This is a genomic window from Oryzophilus luti, from assembly GCF_059726245.1.
Genome location: NZ_AP040874.1, coordinates 1,690,001 through 1,706,681, shown reverse-complemented (window position 1 = coordinate 1,706,681; position 16,681 = coordinate 1,690,001). Strand labels below are relative to the sequence as shown.

The 16,681-nt window shown below is 62.3% G+C and carries 13 protein-coding genes; 9 read left to right on the top strand and 4 right to left on the bottom strand.

What is annotated here, in order from left to right; genetic code table 11:
- Positions 1 to 519 precede the first annotated feature (519 nt).
- From AC6IZO_RS07345 to AC6IZO_RS07325, 5 genes are all read left to right on the top strand, one after another.
- Positions 520 to 2,331, top strand: coding sequence for a cytochrome b/b6 domain-containing protein (locus AC6IZO_RS07345; RefSeq protein WP_497809501.1), 1,812 nt, complete (start codon positions 520 to 522; stop codon positions 2,329 to 2,331).
- 154 nt (positions 2,332 to 2,485) lie between these two features.
- Positions 2,486 to 4,015, top strand: a complete 1,530-nt coding sequence (locus tag AC6IZO_RS07340; protein ID WP_497809499.1) for a NapC/NirT family cytochrome c — start codon at positions 2,486 to 2,488, stop codon at positions 4,013 to 4,015.
- Between the two features lie 297 nt (positions 4,016 to 4,312).
- Positions 4,313 to 5,482: a radical SAM protein gene (locus AC6IZO_RS07335; RefSeq protein ID WP_497809497.1), complete on the top strand. Its 1,170-nt coding sequence runs from the start codon at positions 4,313 to 4,315 to the stop codon at positions 5,480 to 5,482.
- Positions 5,483 to 5,668: 186 nt separating this feature from the next.
- Positions 5,669 to 6,535, top strand: a complete 867-nt coding sequence (locus tag AC6IZO_RS07330) for a YwiC-like family protein (protein ID WP_497809495.1) — start codon at positions 5,669 to 5,671, stop codon at positions 6,533 to 6,535.
- A gap of 41 nt (positions 6,536 to 6,576) precedes the next feature.
- Complete coding sequence (locus AC6IZO_RS07325; RefSeq protein WP_497809493.1) at positions 6,577 to 7,281, top strand: Crp/Fnr family transcriptional regulator; 705 nt, start codon at positions 6,577 to 6,579, stop codon at positions 7,279 to 7,281.
- Positions 7,282 to 7,300: 19 nt separating this feature from the next.
- Here the strand turns inward: AC6IZO_RS07325 and AC6IZO_RS07320 are convergent, their stop codons facing one another.
- The 3 genes from AC6IZO_RS07320 to AC6IZO_RS07310 all read right to left on the bottom strand — a co-directional run bounded on the left by AC6IZO_RS07320 (position 7,301) and on the right by AC6IZO_RS07310 (position 12,410).
- On the bottom strand, positions 7,301 to 8,431 hold the full coding sequence (locus AC6IZO_RS07320) for an SPL family radical SAM protein (RefSeq protein WP_497809491.1): 1,131 nt from the start codon (positions 8,429 to 8,431) through the stop codon (positions 7,301 to 7,303).
- A gap of 397 nt (positions 8,432 to 8,828) precedes the next feature.
- Positions 8,829 to 10,997, bottom strand: coding sequence for a M16 family metallopeptidase (locus tag AC6IZO_RS07315; protein WP_497809489.1), 2,169 nt, complete (start codon positions 10,995 to 10,997; stop codon positions 8,829 to 8,831).
- Positions 10,998 to 12,410, bottom strand: coding sequence for a M16 family metallopeptidase (locus AC6IZO_RS07310; RefSeq protein WP_497809487.1), 1,413 nt, complete (start codon positions 12,408 to 12,410; stop codon positions 10,998 to 11,000).
- A 459-nt stretch (positions 12,411 to 12,869) separates the two neighbouring features.
- Here AC6IZO_RS07310 and AC6IZO_RS07305 point away from each other — a divergent pair, with 459 nt between their 5' ends.
- Positions 12,870 to 13,124 carry a hypothetical protein gene (locus AC6IZO_RS07305; protein ID WP_497809485.1) on the top strand — a complete coding sequence of 85 codons (255 nt, stop codon included), beginning with the start codon at positions 12,870 to 12,872 and terminating at the stop codon, positions 13,122 to 13,124.
- A 121-nt stretch (positions 13,125 to 13,245) separates the two neighbouring features.
- Here AC6IZO_RS07305 and AC6IZO_RS07300 read toward each other — a convergent pair whose 3' ends face one another.
- Positions 13,246 to 13,680, bottom strand: a complete 435-nt coding sequence (locus AC6IZO_RS07300) for a hypothetical protein (RefSeq protein WP_497809483.1) — start codon at positions 13,678 to 13,680, stop codon at positions 13,246 to 13,248.
- A gap of 146 nt (positions 13,681 to 13,826) precedes the next feature.
- Between AC6IZO_RS07300 and AC6IZO_RS07295 the strand changes: the two genes are divergently transcribed.
- The 3 genes from AC6IZO_RS07295 (at position 13,827) to AC6IZO_RS07285 (ending at position 16,672) form a co-directional block, all read left to right on the top strand.
- Positions 13,827 to 14,549, top strand: coding sequence for a response regulator transcription factor (locus tag AC6IZO_RS07295; RefSeq protein ID WP_497809481.1), 723 nt, complete (start codon positions 13,827 to 13,829; stop codon positions 14,547 to 14,549).
- Between the two features lie 299 nt (positions 14,550 to 14,848).
- A complete protein-coding gene (locus tag AC6IZO_RS07290; RefSeq protein ID WP_497809479.1) occupies positions 14,849 to 15,589 on the top strand; it encodes a lipid-binding SYLF domain-containing protein in 741 nt (246 codons plus the stop codon).
- 183 nt (positions 15,590 to 15,772) lie between these two features.
- On the top strand, positions 15,773 to 16,672 hold the full coding sequence (locus AC6IZO_RS07285) for a lysophospholipid acyltransferase family protein (RefSeq protein WP_497809477.1): 900 nt from the start codon (positions 15,773 to 15,775) through the stop codon (positions 16,670 to 16,672).
- The last annotated feature ends 9 nt before the right edge of the window (positions 16,673 to 16,681 follow it).

The window sequence follows — 16,681 nt, the reverse complement described above, 5'->3', positions numbered from 1 at the left end:
TTTTTCGCCCCGGCGAGCCGCGTGCGCGAATCAGTCTGGTTCCGGAGTGGCCGTTCGGCATTCTTGTATTTGCAGGAACTTGCACGACAAAACGTGATGAAGGTCACAATTTGTCGTGAGTGCTCTCACTGCGATTTGTACTAAGGAAATGCGAAAAGGGAAGTACCCAAAGCAGCTCCAGCGCCGAGGCAAGCGGACGCGGTTGCCGCTTCAGGGTAAAGTAATCCTCGAATCATAGGGTTATGCCCGGTCAACCGGGATCATCAGGCGGCGGGTTCGCCCGCCGCTTGGTTTGTGCAGGAAAGAAACAAGGCAGACTTCGCAAGCCGTGAAATTGACGAGGCTGCCATTCAAAAGTAAGTGCTGTAGCCGTACTCAGGTGAGGGGCCGGTGAAATTTAGAGTTTTAATCGCAATCCTAGTCTGCCTGGCGCTCGGCGCCGGGTTCGCGTACGCCGCAGGTCCGCAAAAGTCCGCGCTGAAGAGCGAAGACTGCCTGGCGTGTCATAGCGATGGTTCGATGGTCAACGGCAAGGCCGTGAAGCCGGACGCGTTCCAGCATTCGATTCACGGTTCGATGTTCTCCTGCGTGGACTGCCACGAGGACATCAAGAGCCTGCCGCACGACGCCAACATCGCCAAGCCCACGTGCACCAAGTGCCACGAGGCCGAGGTTAAGCAGTTTAACGACAGCCTGCACGGCAAGGCGCTGGCCGGCGGAAACGCCAAGGCTCCCAAGTGCGTCAGCTGCCACGGCAACATCCACGAGGTTCTGCCCGCCAGCGATCCGAAGTCGACGGTTGCCCACAACAACATTCCCAAGACCTGCGGCGTCTGCCACAGCCAGTCGATGACAGGCCTGAACTCGAAGCCGGCGATTGCCTACACGGAGAGCGTGCATGGCCGTCTGGTGGCTGCGGGCAATGAGAAGGCTGCGGTCTGCTCGGATTGCCACACGGCGCACGATGTTCGCGCCTCCGGCGACCCGATGTCGTCGACCTTCAAGACGAAGGTTCCTGACACCTGTGCCAAGTGCCACGCGGGCGAAGCCAAGCAGTTTGCCAACAGCATTCACGGCAAGGCCGTTTTGGCTGGCAACACGCACTCGCCCAACTGCACCGATTGCCACGGCGTTCACACCATCAAGACGGTGAAGGACCCGAAGAGCGCGGTTTCGGCTCTGAACCAGGCCACTGAGACCTGCGTGCAGTGCCACAACAACGTTCGCATGTCGAACGAATTTGGCGTTGCCGGCGACAAGGGCAGCACCTACCTGTACAGCTACCACGGCATGGCGGTCGAGGGCGGTTCCAAGAACTCGGCTTCCTGCTCGAGCTGCCACACGGCGCACGACATCCGTCCGGCCAGCGATCCGGCGTCTTCGATCAACCAGGCCAACCTGGTGAAGACCTGCTCGCAGTGCCACCCGGGTGCGAACCAGAACTTCGTGAAGGGCAAGATGCACCTGGATCCGACGCAGGTGCAGTCGGCAGACTTCGGCACCAAGGTCAACGCCTGGGTGCGCCTGGTCTACCTCAGCCTGATCTTCGGCACCATCGGCTTCATGGCCCTGCACAACCTCATCATCTGGGTCAGCAAGCTGAACGCGCGCCGCAAGGGTCTGGTGCATGCTCACGTTCCGGGACCGCGCGTGGTTGTGCGCATGACCAAGCTTCAGCGCATCCAGCACTTCCTGCTGTTCGTCAGCTTCTTCACCCTGGTGTTGACCGGCTTTGCCCTGAAGTGGCCGGAGTCGCTGCTGGCGAAGAGCTTCGTCAGCGAGCTGATCCGCAGCTACATTCACCGCGGGGCTGGCGCACTGATGATCCTGGTCAGCGTCTACCATGTCTTCTACTGCATGTTCACGGCCGAAGGCCGCAAGCTTGCACTGGACATGATTCCGGAGTTGAAGGACGCCACGGACATCGTTGACGTCTTCGCCTACTACCTCGGCTTCAGCAAGAAGCATCCTGAGTTCAAGCGCTTCAACTACGCCGAGAAGATGGAGTACCTGGCTCTGGTGTGGGGCACCATGGTCATGGCCATCACCGGCCTGATGATCTGGTTCAAGGTCCTGTTCGGCGGCATGTTCCCGCGCTGGTGGATCGACGTTGCCATCACGGTTCACTTCTATGAAGCGATCCTGGCAACGCTGGCCATCATTGTGTGGCACTTCTACATGATCAGCCTGGACCCGGATACCTACCCGCTGAACTGGGCTTGGTTTGACGGCAAGATGAGCGTGGAGCACTACCGCGAAGAGCATGGTCTCGACACGGAAACGCTCAAGAACGTTACCTACGACGACAACGAGTCGGGCGCCAAGCATTGATGCCTGATTCCGAATTCGGCGTGAAATAAGAACAGGGGGCGGCGGAAGAACACTCCGTTGCCCCCTCTTTTTCTGTGGTACCTTGTAGGGCCACACCGTAAGTGCAAAAGAACAGAAGTAGATTTACAGACCATTCGAAGAGGAGTAATGCCGGATGAGCACCCCCGGTAACTTGCCCATTCCTCCAGAAGAGGACCTGAAGATCGCTTCGCTGTTGCGCAATTACATCAGCCTGATTGGTTTGGCGCTGGCAATTGTGGCAATGGCCAACATCATCTTCCTGTTCCTCATCGATGTTGTTTCCTCCACCCCGAGCCCCTATATAGGGATCTTTGCCTATATGGTGATGCCGGCGTTCCTGATCTTCGGCCTGGCGCTGATACCGCTTGGCATGTGGATTGAGCGCAGCCGTCGCCGTCGGCACCTGCCCGGTTTGCCAAAGTTCCCGCGGATCGACCTGAACAATCCGTCGCAGCGCAGCTCCATTGCGTTCGTGGCCACGTTCGTCGTCCTGTTCGTCATCCTGAGCGCGGTGGGCAGCTATCGCGGCTATGAATACACGGACTCCACGCAATTCTGCGGACAGCTTTGCCACTCGGTCATGAACCCTGAATTTGTGGCCCACCAGAATTCAGCCCACGCGCGCGTGCGTTGCGTAGATTGCCACGTCGGCGAAGGCGCCGGCTGGTATGTTCGCTCCAAGCTGAGCGGTGCGCGCCAGGTCTTCAAGACCATTCTGAATACTTATCCACGGCCGATCGAGACGCCGGTGGCGAACCTGCGCCCTGCGCCAGAGACCTGCGAGCAGTGCCACTGGCCCAAGAAGTTCTGGGGCGCGCAGCTGAAGGTGATCAACCACTTTGGCACCGACGAGGCGAACACGCCGCGCACCATCCGCCTGCTGATCAAGACCGGCGGCGGCGACCCGGCGGCCGGACAGAGCGGTGGCATCCACTGGCACATGAACATCAGCAACATCATGACCTACCGCTCCGATCCGAAGCGCCAGGTCATCAGCTACGTGCGCATGGAGAACAAGCAGACCGGAAAGGTCACCGAGTTCTACATGAAGGACGCCGACCAGTCCAAGCTTGGACCGCAGTCGGAGAAGCGCATGGATTGCGTCGACTGCCACAACCGTCCGACGCACGTTTACATGCCGCCGGACCGCTCGGTCGACCAGTCGCTGCTGGCCGGACGCATCAGCCCCACGCTGCCCTACGCCAAGGCGCAGGCCGTGGAGGTGCTGACCGCCAAGTACAACACGACGGATGAGGCGATGAAGGCCATCGCGAGCAAGATTCCGGCCTTCTACCGCGAGAAGTATCCGAACGTGGCCGGCGGACGCGCGAAGGAAGTGCAGCAGATGGTCAGCGAGACCCAGGCCATCTTCAAGCGCTCCATCTTCCCGGAGATGAAGGTTGACTGGCGTACCCACCCGGATAACGTCGGCCACTTCTACTTCAACGGCTGCTTCCGCTGCCATGACGGCAACCACGTCAGCAAGGAGGGCAAGGTGATCAGCAAGGATTGCAACGCCTGCCACACCGTGCTGGGCCAGGAAGAAGGCGGCAAGGAGCTGGAGGCGATGCCGAGCGTCAGCTTCAAGCACCCGGTGGAAATGGGCGACATGACGCTGGTGAATTGTTCCGACTGCCACGGCGCGCAACAGGCCGGACAGTAGGGTAAAATGAATCGGCAGGCCCGGCTGCGTGCCGGGCCTGTTTTTTGCGCCTGTGGATGGGCGAAAAGGCAGTGCGGGAAGAAGTGAAAATCTGGAGTGACAAAAATCACAAGTGCGCGTGACAATAGTCACGGCCTCCATGGTCATCCACTTCTAACCTAGATTCGCGGTTGAGAAGCGGCACAAGCCGCCGGGGACCGCCAAAACAGGAGCGCTTTCATGAGCACACAAGGGGCTGGGCAGCACAAACCGCGTCTAATTTTCTGGGAGGTCACGAAGGGCTGTAACCTTCGCTGTGTGCACTGTCGCGCAACCGCGACAGAGCTGGCTTCCCCCACCGATCTGCCCACCGAAAAGGCCCTCGACATCATCAACCAGATCGCCGATTTCGCAAACCCCATCCTGGTGCTGAGCGGCGGTGAACCCCTCTATCGTCCGGACATCTTCCAACTGGCGCAGCATGCGACCAATCGCGGCTTGCGCGTGGCGCTGGCCACCAACGGCACGCTGGTGACCAAGGAGATTGCGAAGAAGATTGTCGATGCCGGCGTGCAGCGCGTCTCCATCAGCCTTGATGGCGCCGACGCTCCGACGCACGACAGCTTCCGCGGCATTCCGGGCGCGTTCGATGCGGCCATTCACGGCTTCCGCAACCTGAAAGAGCTGGGCATGCCGGTGCAGATCAACATGACCGTTGCCCGCCACAACGCCGATCAGCTTCCGCGCGTGCTTGAAATGGTGCGCGGCCTCGGCGCCGACGCTCTGCACACCTTCCTGCTGGTACCGGTGGGCTGCGGCGTGGACATCGCTGATGAGCAGATGGTTCCGCCCGAAGAGTACGAGCGCATCCTGAACTGGTTCTACGATCAGGCGCAGGTGGGCGACATTGAGTTGAAGGCGACCTGTGCGCCGCACTACTTCCGCGTGGTGCGTCAGCGCCGCGCCGAAGAGCGCAAGGCCGGTATCAACGTGGAAGCCGCTGCTCCGGCCGCGGCGCCGCAGCATGGCATCTCGGCCTCCGAGATGCAAATGCCCGGCACTACCGGCATCGAGTTCAAGCAGGGCCACCCGGGCGAAGGACACTTCAAGCCCAGCGGCCTGCGCCACGACGGCATGCCGCACCCGCATCACCCGGGCGGCGACCCGAACGCGATGAACGCCATGACCAAGGGCTGCCTGGCGGGAACGGGTGTCTGCTTTGTCTCGCACGAAGGCGAAGTTTACCCCTGCGGTTATCTCCCGGCCATCGCCGGAGACCTGCGCAAGCAGCCGTTCTCCGAGGTCTGGAATGACTCTGCGGTCTTCCAGGATCTGCGTGACACCAACAAGCTGGAAGGCAAGTGCGGCTGCTGCGAATTCCGCAACGTCTGCATGGGCTGCCGCGCCCGCGCCTTCGCCGTCAGCGGCAATTACATGGCGGAAGAACCCTTCTGCGTGTATCAGCCAAAGACGATGACCTCGAAGTAGCGAGGCGTGCCGTCGCAAGCGGCACAGAACAGGCAATCGCACGGAGCAACACCGTGCATCTTCGGCGGGCAAAGGCAGGCCGCCGAGGAAGGGCAATCACGGGCCGGAGGCAATCCCCTCCGGCCTTCTTCTCCGGTGCGTGTGTGTGCACTGGATGCCGGCGACCACGGGTTCTTGAGGTTCAATATGGCCGAAGCCGTTTCGCGTCTGCAGACACAAAGCAATTCCTCGAATGGACGGTTGAAGCTTCTGCTGGTGCCGCGTGAGCATGGCGCCTGGGGGCTGCTGCTGGTTCCGCTGGTGACGGCGGCCTGCATCGGCGCGGCGCATGGCAATGGCTACGTGGAACTGGCGCTGCTGATCGTGGCCACGCTGGCGCTGTTCTGGATGCGTACGCCGCTGGAGAGCTACTTCGGGCTGAGCCTGATGAAGGCGCGCACGCCGGAAGAGAAGCGCGCGACGCTGCTGGCCATGCTGCTGCTGGCCCCGCTGGCCGCGGCCTGTTTGTATCTCCTCATCTTCCCCTATCACCTGAGCGGGCTGATCAACCTGGGCGTGGCCGTGGGTGTGGCTTTTGTAGCGCAGGCGGCGCTGCGCATGCTGGGTCGCAAAGGACGCATGCTGGCGCAGATGGCTGGCTGCATCGGACTGACGGCAAGCTCGGCTGCCGCCTACTACGTCATGACCGGCAAACTCGACAGGATGGCGCTCGCCATCTGGTTCGCCTGCTGGCTCTTTGCCGGAGACCAGGTTCACTACGTTCAACTGCGCCTGCGCACCGCCAAGGTTTTCAAGACGAGCGAGCGTGTGCGCGCCGCCAGCGGCTTTCTGCTGGGGCAGCTTGCAATGGTGGTGGCCGTGATCGTGGCCAGCCGCTTCCGGCTGCTGCCGGTGTTCGCCATCGCAGCGTTTGTGCCCATCGTTGTGCGAGGTTTCCTGTGGCTCGGCAAGCGGGCGGAGAAGATCGACATTCCGTGGCTCGGCGTGACCGAATTGCTGCAGGGCATCACCTTCGGTGCCATTCTGACAGCGGTCTTCCTGCTTCAGCGGTAGCCGTTCGACCCCGACGGGCGCGAGCGGCTACAATGCTGGCCATGAGCCACGCGCAGCCAGACATCCTTTCCACCCTCAAGCAAGTTGGCATGTTCTCCAAGCTCACGGAGCAGCAGTTGGCCTTCGTGCGCGGACGGGTGGTGGAGCGCAAGTTCGAGGCCGGGGAGATGATCTTCGGCGAGGGTGAGCCGTGCACCGGGCTGTACGTGGTGCACAGCGGCACGGTGCGCATCCTGAAGAACTCGGCGGGCGGGCGCGAGCACACGCTGGAGATTCACGGGCCGGGCGGCTCCATTGCCGAACTGCCGGTGTTCGATGGCGGGCCGTATCCAGCCTCGGCGCAGGCCATCGTCAACTCCACCCTGCTGTTCTTCAGCAAGCAGGACTTCCGCGCCATGTGCGTGCAGGACCCTGAAGTGACGCTGAAGGTGCTGGCCGAGATTGGCAAGCGGCTGCGTCATCTGGTCGGCATCATCGAAGAACTTTCCTTTACGACTGTGCGCCACCGTCTGGCGGCGCTGCTGCTGCGCTTGGCAAAGACCGAGGGCAAGCAGACGCCCGAGGGCGTGCAGATCACGTTGGCCTCCACCAACCAGGACCTGGCGGCGCAGATCGGCACCGTGCGCGAGCTGGTCTCGCGCAACATGAGCCGCTTCCAAAGTGAGGGCCTGCTGAAGCAGGATGGCCGCGTGGTGGTGATTCCTTCTGTGGCGAAGCTCTCAGCCGAACTGCGCGACGGCGAGTAGACGCATTCACTTCAGCCCATCAGCAGAAGCCCGATTCCGGGTCAGGACGCGGTCGCGTGCGGCGCGGTCGCGCAGGCGTGTCTTCAAACAGGCAGCTCTGGCGCATCTCCGGCGGCTCAAACAGCGTGGGCTCAAATTCCGGCGTGGCAGGATGCGCGCGGTAACGCAGCTTGTACTTCGAGCGCAGGCGACGCATCAGGTCGCGCAAGCGCAGCCGGTATTCACGCGAGGTGAACGCCGAGCGCGAGAAGCGAGCGCGGTACTGGTCGAGCAGGTGAGGGAACTCGCGCTCGACGAAGGGCAGAAAGACCGTGGCCGAGCAGCGGCGCAGGTGCAGCGCGTTGGCGAAGATGTATTGCCCGCCAGCCTGCCGGGTGGCGGACACAATCGCCTCCAGCGCGGCAGGCTGGTCGGTGATGCCGGGCATGACCGGCGCGCAGATGACGCCGCAATCAATGCCGGCGCGGTTCAACTCAGCAACAGCATTCATGCGCAGGTCGGGACGCGGCGCGCGTGGCTCCAGAATGCGCGCCAGTTGCGCATCCAGGGTGGTGACCGTCAGGTTGATCCACAGGCTGTTGTTGCGGGCAATGCGCGTGAGCAAATCGAGGTCGCGGAGGATGAGGTCGGACTTGCTGATCATGCTCAGATCGAGCCCGCGCTGCTCGGCCAACTCCTCCAGGATGGCGCGCGTGGCCTCGTAGCGTCGTTCGGCGGGCTGGTACGGGTCGGTGGCGGAGCCGATGGCGATGCCCTCACCTTTGCGAACCTTGCATAGATCGCGGCGCAGCAGAGCGCGCACGTTCTGCTTGACGAAGATGCGGTGCTCGAACTCGAAGAAGTCGTGGATGTCGAGAAACTCGTGGGTGTAGCGCGCGTAGCAGTAGCGGCAGGCAAACTCGCACCCGCGATAGGGATTGATGGTCCAGGAGAAGGGCATGCTCGACGAGGAGCAGCGGTTGAGCACCGAGCGGGCAGCGAGCGTGAAGTATTCGACCTCATGCCCCTGACGGAGCGACTCGGCCTCGGAGGCCATGCGCGCGATGCCCGTGAGCGGCGCAGGCGCGGAGGCGGGCTGGATGCGTGGGGCAGGCGGCGCGGAAAACAGCAGCGGCTCGCCGCAGACAGGTTTGCGGGCACGGGACTTCATGGATGTACTTCGCGGCGGCAATATTCGCTGTTTGTTCGCCTAGAGCACTTGCAGAGTAGCGCGGGCCGGAGGGGATGTCAAAGGGAGATTGCGCGCGGCCCCTCAACTCGTGCTGCGCCGCGCCTGAATACGGGCGCGATGGGCCGGCACTGCGCGCCGGCCAGCGCAGCCCTCGGCGAGGGGCCATCTCTACATGCACAGCCGTTGTATTCACCGGGCTGAAGCCCGGTGCTACCCGAAAGCCCGCACTTTTGCAGTGGTCTCCTTACGCGCACGGGTACCCCCTCAGCAGGGCCGGAGATATGGTTGCAGCACTGTCTGGAGACACGCCAGAGGATAAAGGAGCAAAGGCCCGGAGGGTGTCTCCGGGCCTTCGTTTTCAAGGTGAAACCTAAAGCTACTTGGCTGCGGGCTTTTCCAGCAGCTTTGCGTCAAACGCAGGGTTGATTTCGAGCGACTGGAGCGTGCTGCCGCCCATGTCCTTGCCATCTTCCTGAATGGCGGTCTTGAGCGGCATGCGGATGCCGTTGAAGTCCTTCCATTCGGTAAGGGTGACGACGCGCTGCGCCGGGCCAGCCTGACTGTTGGCCTCGTAGCGGCTCTGGAGCAGACGTCCGGTTTCCGGGTCGAGCAGCCAGTGCAACTGGACGCCCGTGCCGATGATGTCGAGCGCGGCCGCGTCGTGTCCGTCGAACTTCTCCATGCCGGAGGCGGCGAAGATGTAGGCAGGGTCAGCGGCGTGCTGCGCTAAGGAGATCATGTCGCGGTGGATGGCCTTCAGCGCGTCTTCACGCACGTTGGACGGAATGTCGCCGGTCTGACCGTTGAAGCTCATCCAGCCGGAGTTGGGCGTGATGACGCGGATCATGTCGCCGACCGGCGTGCCGATCTTCATGTAGAGCGTCTCAGGCAGCGTGACCGTCTGCTCCACGGCAAGCGGCATGGGGCCCTGCGGCGTCTCCTGCGTCACCTCCAGCGACTGTTTGTAGCTCTTGACGCTGGCGAGTTTGTCGGCGCCACCGAGGAAGGCAACGAACTTGGCGAACAGCTTCTTGCCCTCGGCGTTGCTGGCTACGGGCTTGGGAGCCGCTGCTTTCGCGGGCTCGCCGCTGGGGATGGTGATATCGAGCTTGGTGTACGGGCCAAGCTCGCCAGTCTGCTTGGGGCCAATGTCAGCCAGGTTGCCCACCACAAGCGTCGACATCTGGTCGAGGTGGATGTATTTCTGCGCCACCCTCTGCACGTCGGCCGGAGTAGTCCTCTCCACGCCTGCGCGATACTGCTCCAGGAAGTCCGACGGATAGCCGTAGAACTCGTAGGCGATGCGCTCGCGCAGAACCTTGCCCGGCGTATCAAAGTTGAAGATGAACGAGTTGAGAATGGCGTCCTTGGCGGCCTTCATTTCGGTGGCCGTGGGCGGTTCCTTCTGCAGTTTGCCCAGTTCTTCCTTCAAACCCTTGAGGGCTTCGACCGTGGTCTCCGACTTGGTGCCGATGGCGAGGTACGACATACCTTGGTGGTCGTAACCGGCGCTGACGCCGCCATCCACCGAGTAGGCGAGACCCTTCTTGGTGCGCAGGTTGGCAAACAGGCGCGATGAGAAGCTGCCACCAAAAACCTGGTTCATCACCTCCACGGCGAAGAAGTCCGGGTTGTTACGCAGGATGCCAAGGCCGACGACGCGCACCTCGCTCTGGTTCACGTCCTCCTTGTCCACAACGTAGACGCCGGGTTTGGCCGGGTTGGGCGTGATTGCCGGCTCGGCAACCGCAGGGCCCTTCTCCCAGCCGTCAAAGGCCGCGCGCAGCGTCTGCTCCATCTTCGCGGCGTCAAAGTCGCCTTCCATGCCGAGGATGATGTTGTTGGGCGCTACGTGCTGCTTGTGCCATGCGAGGAAGTCTTCGCGGGTGACGGCGTCGATGGTGGCGTACTCGGAGTGGCGCGCGTAAGGATTGTCCTTGCCGTAGGCGAGGGCGCGCAACTCGCGCGAGACGATGGAGCCAGTGTCGTCATTGCGGCGCGAAATGCCCGTCTTGGCCTGCTTCTTGGCCAGAGCCAGCTTGTCCTCGCGGAACTCAGGGTGACGCAGCAGGTCGACGAAGAGCGCGAAGACGTCATCAAAGTCGCCCTTCAGGCAGTCAAAGCTGATGGTGGTGGCGTCAACGCCGCCGCCGGTCTCCACTTTGGCGGCGCGGGCTTCCAGGTAATCATCCATGGCGTCGCCGGTGAGCTTGGCGGTGCCGCCCTGGCGCCAGGTGGAGCCATAGAGGCCAACCATGCCGACCTTGCTGGCGGGCTCCGTGCGAGAGCCGCCGCGGATGCGCGCGTAACCGCTCAGCAGCGGCAGTTCATGGTTCTCCTGCAGGTAGATGACCATGCCGTTGGCGAGTTGCAGGCGCTTGGGCTGCTGCGGATGGAAGGCTGGCAGCGGCGGAATTGGAACCTGCTTCCAGTTGGTGGCGACGCCAGCGGAGGTCTTAGACGCGGAGGCCTTTGGTGCCTGCGCGAATGCCATGGAGCAGAGCAGCGAGAGTGCGAAAAGGAATGCCGTAAGCTTGCGGATCATTTACTTTGCCTCCTTCGCGATGGTCTCGCTGAGGCCGACAACGCGATTGGTGTCCACAAAAACCTTGTTGGCCACGCGGCGGATATCCGCCTTGCTGACCTTGTCGAGTTCGTCAATCTGGCGGAACATCTCGCGCCAGTCGCCGTAACGGAGCTGCATCTCGGCCAGCTCACCGGCCAGGCCTTCGTTGCTGTCGAGGCTGCGGATAAGCGAGGCGCGCGCACGCGTCTTCACCATCTTCAGTTCCTCATCGCTCACGTCGGTGGTCTTCAGCTTTTCAATCTCCTCGCGGATGGCGGCCTGCACTTCCTGGTTGCTGTGGCCGCGCGAGGGAATGGCGTAGAAGGCGAACAGGTTGGTGTACTTGGAGCCGGGGAAGCCGGAGAAGCCGGCGGCGCCAGCGGCAATCTGCTTGTCGCGCACCAGCGAGCGGTAGAGGCGCGAGGTGCGGCCCTCGGAGAGCAGGTCGCTGATGACGTCATACACGGCGTCGTCGGGGTCGCGATAGTTCGGGCGATGGTAGCCCTCGATGTAGAAGGGCTGTGCCTTGTCACGGAGCACCACGGTGCGCTCGGAATTCAGCGGCGTCTGCGCGGTGATGTATTCGAGCGGCTTTTCGGCGGCCGGAATGCGGCCAAAATACTTCTCGATGATCGGCATGGCTGTCGCCGGATCCACGTCGCCCACCACGGCGACCACCATGTTGCTGGGCACGTAGTAGCGCTTGAAGAAGCTGAGCGCGTCGGTGGCGGAGAAGTGCTCAAGGTCGGTCATATAGCCGACGCCGGGGCGATGATACGGGCTGCCGTCAAAGGCGACGCTGAGGAACTGCTCCACGGCGCGGCCGATGGGGCTGGAGTCGGTGCGCATGCGGCGCTCCTCCATCACCACGTCGCGCTCCTTGTAGAACTCGCGCATGACGGGGTGCAGGAAGCGCTCGGACTCAAGGTAGGCCCACAACTCAAGCCGGTTGGCGGGCAGGGAATAGAAGTACTGGGTCGAGTCCTCGCCGGTGCTGGCGTTCACGCCGACACCGCCCTGACTCTCGACGATCTCATCGAACGCACCCTTAACCACGTACTTGTCCGCCTCGGCGATGGCGTCCTTCCAGGCTTTTTCAAGCTCGGCAACCTTCTTGTCGTCGCGGCCAACGGTGCGCAGGCGGGCGGCGTCATAGGCGGCATAGGTGCTTTCCACCTTGGCCAGCGCCTGCTTTTCAGCCGCGTAGTTGGTGCTGCCGATATTGTTCGTGCCCTTGAAGGCCATGTGCTCCATCATGTGGGCCAGGCCGGTCTTGCCGGTCGGGTCCTGCGCGTCGCCAGCGTCCACCATGGTGTGGAAGCTGAAGACAGGGGCCTCGGCGCGGCGCACCAAGATGACAGTGAGGCCATTCTTGAGGGTTTTGACCGTCACGCGCTTTTCAAACGATGCGAGGTCTTGTGCTTGGAGTTGTGCGAGAGAAAGGCACAGGAACAGGAGTGGCAAGAAGGCTCTCAGCCGTTTCATCAGTCCTCCGAGGGGAGCTGCAATGTCCCAAGGGTTTGAGGCTACCGCCCGGTTGAAGTGAAGTCAAACCGGGCAGATGGCGACTGGTGCGTCAACCATCGCTTGAAGCCTTAGACGGCGCGACAGCCCCAATGGTGAGGGGGTGGCGAGGCGGATTCGTCCGGTACTGGCGGAGGAGCCGTTCTGCGGCTACACTGTGGGGCACTCTCGGTGGCAGGGGCCGCGCGCAGCACACAGCTTTTTGGAAGCGACAGGCTACACTGTGGGGCGCTTTCGGTCGCGAGGAAATTGGCTCCATCGAAGATTCCGGCTCAAATGTGAGGACCCGCGCGACGGGCAGGCGAACGGGGCCTGGAGGAAGAACGGATGCAATGTTGGAAGAAGGCACTCGTTGCAGGGACTCTGGGAGTGGGCGCGGCAGTCGCGCTGGGCGGACGCCGTTCGGCTGGGCTAGCCCTGATGGCCGGTGGCCTGGCGCTGCTGGCCTCTGAGTATCCAGAGAAGTTCGATCACCTGTGGGAAGACGCCCCTGAGTACTTTGCGCGCAGCATGCAGGTGCTGGGCAAACTGGGGAGCGCGCGCGAGCGGCTGGCGGAAGAGGCTGGGCGCTTCGGCGCGTGACAGATACAGAAAGAGTTTTTGCTCCACCCTGTCGCCAGGAGTCGGCGGAAGACGGGGGCAACAAGCAGAGAAAGAGGCACTCCCGAGAAGGAGCGCCTCCAGACTGAATTTCGGCAGGTTTCTAGTTTTTTGCACTGACGCTGGGTGAGTCCGGCCCGGCCTGTTTGGTTTCATCGGCCTTGATGCGGCCGCTCTCATCGGTAAAGAAGGCGCGGAGAGTGGGCTCCGGGGCCTTGGGGGTGAGCCAGAGTTGGAACTTGTCTGGCGCGCCCTTGAAGCGCACAGTGTAGTCTCCGCGGTTGGTGGCAACCATGCGGCGGGTGAACGACCCCTGGTTTACGAGTTGATCGAGCGAGGTGGCGTAAACACCGTGGCGCTTTTTGTAAGTGGATTCCGCGTTGAGCACGACGCGCATGTAGCCGAGCGCGGCGGCTTCCTTCTCGCTACGCGCGGGGTCGCCCGCGAACTTGGGCGTATAGGACGATGCGGGTTGCTGTGCCACGGACAGGGCAACCAGCAACAACAGGGCGAGTACCGAGCCAAGCAAGCGGGGCATGGGCAGATCCTTTCGATACGCGAATTTGGCGAAATTTGGCATTGGTCTTCTGGGCATGGCCCTCAGTTCATTCCACTTCCGTGCATAACGCTGGAAATCCAAGTGCAACACGGATATGCTTACGCACGATGAGTGCAGGTGTCGATATGAAAAACAATGTTCCCAACTCCGGCCGTAAGCGTGAAGACACCCCTGAAGCGCACGTCCGCAAGGGCGAAGGCTCCGGCCCGCGCCACGAACCCGTTAGCATTGCCGTGGTGGAGAGCGATCCGCTCCGCTTCATCGGCTTCCGGGCTCTGTTCGATTCCGAGCCGGACCTTGAGTTGAGCGCTGCCAGTGTGCAGGAAATCGCCACGCGAAGCAACGTTGACTTGATCCTGCTGGGCAGCCGCGGCAACCAGAACCTGTTCGACATGATGGCCAGCCTGAAGGCCTCGCGCCCCGATCTTCGGATCATTGTCACAGGTACCGGTGCCGATGACGAGACGATTCTGAAGGCCGTGGCCGCAGGGGCAAAGGGATATGTGGACGAAGCCGCCTCAGCCGCTGAGTTCGCCATGGCCATTCGTGTGGTGCACCAGGGGTCCGTATGGGCGCCGCGCCGCGTGCTTTCGATGTTCATCGAGCGCGTCACCTCGTCGCCGGGCCGCATCTTCCCGGCGGGCCGCGTGACCTTCACCGACCGCGAGAAGGAAGTGCTGGAGCTGCTGGTGGCCGGACGCAGCAACAAGGAAATTGGCGCTGCACTGGGCATTGAAGAGAGAACGGTCAAGGCCCACGTGGCCAAGCTGATGCGCAAGGTTGGGGTGCAGAACCGCATTGCCCTCTCGGTCCACGCCATCACACACTCACTGGTCACCAGTAAATAGACAGGATTCCCAATCGAGGCCAGCCTTTGGGCTGGCCTTTTCCTATTGTGCGCGCGGTTGGCCACTGTCCGGCGGTGACTTGCCAGCCGAACCTGCATTGCCGATACTCGCAGCATCCACATAAGTACCTGGGAAGGGAGCTGCTCCGGCGATGAGGGTCGCGGGGGATGCTCCCTCCATTTTTGCCGCAATTTTTTCTTCAGAAAGTTCTCTCTCCGGCATTCCCACACCGCGACATGCGCGCATAGGATGGGTTTATTCAAGGGATGATTACGATGACAAGGATGGGAGATCGCTGGATGAAGAAAGTTCTGATTACCCTCGCGACCATGATGCTGGCGCTGACGACGGCGTTTGCCGAAGATCGTGCTGACGACGTCAGCCGTCTGGAAGAGTCTGCAAAGGTTCTGAACGAGATCATGAACGCCGGAGACTCCGGCATTCCGGAAGAGATCATCGGCTCGGCCAAGTGCGTGGCGGTGGTGCCTTCCATGCTGAAGGGTGGCTTCATTGTCGGAGCCAACTACGGCAAGGGCGTGGCCAGCTGCCGCAACTCGAACGGCTGGAGCGCGCCTGCGTTCTTCTCGGTGAAGGGCGGCAGCTTCGGCTTCCAGATCGGCGGGCAGGCCGTCGACCTGATCATGCTGATCATGAACGATGACGGCATGAACAACCTGCTGGCCAGCAAGTTCAAGCTGGGTGCCGACGCCAGCGTTGCCGCCGGGCCGGTGGGCCGCCACGCGGACGCCTCCACCGACTGGAAGATGCGTGCGCAGGTGCTGACCTACTCGCGCGCCCGCGGCATCTTTGCCGGCATCAGCCTGAACGGCGCAGTTATTACGCAGCACAAGGACGACACGCGCGCCTTCTACGGCCGCATGGTACCGTTCAAGACCATTCTGCTTGGCAACATCGAGTCGCCGAAGGAAGCGGCGCCGTGGCGTGAAGCGCTGGTGAAGTATGCGGGTTCGCCCGCGCCGGCACCGCGCCCGTCCACTCCGTCGAACGCACACACCACCAACCCGCAATCGGGTTTCTAATCCGCCCGAATCGCGGAGAACATCGCGTCACACCTTGCACGCCCCGGTTCTGCACGAAGCAGGCGGGGCGTTTTGCTTTGTCCGAAAGTGCAAGGGGGCAGCTACAAAGGTGGCGTGCCGCGGTTGCCACCGATGAGAATCTTGAAACCGATGCGAGCCGCGTGCTAGGGTCAACGCTGGCGAATGCGATACGTTCTTGAATTCATTCCGGCCTGGCTGGTGGTGCAGGTGCTGCGCTGGCTGCCGCGTCCTGCGGCGCGTGCGCTGGGCTTTGGCGTTGGCAATGCGGTGCTGAAGCTGCACAAGCGGTTGCACCGTGTGGGCCTGCGCAACTTGGAAATTGCGTTTCCGGAAAAGTCAGAGGCCGAGCGCGAAGAGCTTCTGCGCGGACTCTTCCGTTCACTGGGGCGCCTGCTGGCCGAGCTGCCCAAGTTTCCCACCTGGACGCCGGAGAATGCTGGGCGCTTCGCCGAGTTCGATGGCCTGGAGAATTACCTGGAAGCTCAGCGACGCGGCAAGGGCGTGCTGCTGCTGACCGGCCACATCGGCGGCTGGGAGGTTGGCTCGTTCCTGATGTCGCTGATGGGCCACACCATCCACATTGTTGTGCGCGACCTTGATAATCCCTACCTCGATCGCTACATCCGCCGCATGCGTTGCCTGCACGGCAACCAGACGCACGACAAGGACAGCTTTGCGCGCGGGTTGCTGACGGCGATGAAGAAGGGCGAGACCGTTGGCGTGCTGATGGATACGAACATGACGCCGCCGCAGGGTGTGTTCGTCAAATTCTTCGGGCAGACGGCCTGCACGGCCAGCGGCGTGGCGCGTGTGGCTCAGCACACGGGCGCGGCCGTGGTGCCGGGCTACACGGTGTGGGACGAAAAGCTGGGGCGTTACCGCGTCTGCTTTGCCCCCGCGTTGCCAGTGGTGAACACTGGCAATGCCGAAGCCGACGCCATCACCAACACGCAGACCTTTACGTCCGCGCTGGAGAGCATCATCCGCCGCTATCCCGACCAGTGGCTGTGGGTACACCGCCGCTGGAAGACCCGCCCCGAGGGCGAGCCGAGCCTGTATTAAATTCGCCGC

What these genes read in the sequence shown, in the direction of transcription:
- AC6IZO_RS07345 (WP_497809501.1), top strand. Translation starts at nt 520, where the DNA reads ATGGTCAACGGCAAGGCCGTGAAGCCGGACGCGTTCCAGCATTCGATT.
- AC6IZO_RS07325 (WP_497809493.1), top strand. Translation starts at nt 6,577, where the DNA reads ATGAGCCACGCGCAGCCAGACATCCTTTCCACCCTCAAGCAAGTTGGC.
- AC6IZO_RS07330 (WP_497809495.1), top strand. Translation starts at nt 5,669, where the DNA reads ATGGCCGAAGCCGTTTCGCGTCTGCAGACACAAAGCAATTCCTCGAAT.
- AC6IZO_RS07290 (WP_497809479.1), top strand. Translation starts at nt 14,849, where the DNA reads ATGAAGAAAGTTCTGATTACCCTCGCGACCATGATGCTGGCGCTGACG.
- AC6IZO_RS07305 (WP_497809485.1), top strand. Translation starts at nt 12,870, where the DNA reads ATGCAATGTTGGAAGAAGGCACTCGTTGCAGGGACTCTGGGAGTGGGC.
- AC6IZO_RS07315 (WP_497809489.1), bottom strand. Translation starts at nt 10,997, where the DNA reads ATGATCCGCAAGCTTACGGCATTCCTTTTCGCACTCTCGCTGCTCTGC.
- AC6IZO_RS07320 (WP_497809491.1), bottom strand. Translation starts at nt 8,431, where the DNA reads ATGAAGTCCCGTGCCCGCAAACCTGTCTGCGGCGAGCCGCTGCTGTTT.
- AC6IZO_RS07295 (WP_497809481.1), top strand. Translation starts at nt 13,827, where the DNA reads ATGAAAAACAATGTTCCCAACTCCGGCCGTAAGCGTGAAGACACCCCT.
- AC6IZO_RS07300 (WP_497809483.1), bottom strand. Translation starts at nt 13,680, where the DNA reads ATGCCCCGCTTGCTTGGCTCGGTACTCGCCCTGTTGTTGCTGGTTGCC.
- AC6IZO_RS07285 (WP_497809477.1), top strand. Translation starts at nt 15,773, where the DNA reads ATGCGATACGTTCTTGAATTCATTCCGGCCTGGCTGGTGGTGCAGGTG.
- AC6IZO_RS07340 (WP_497809499.1), top strand. Translation starts at nt 2,486, where the DNA reads ATGAGCACCCCCGGTAACTTGCCCATTCCTCCAGAAGAGGACCTGAAG.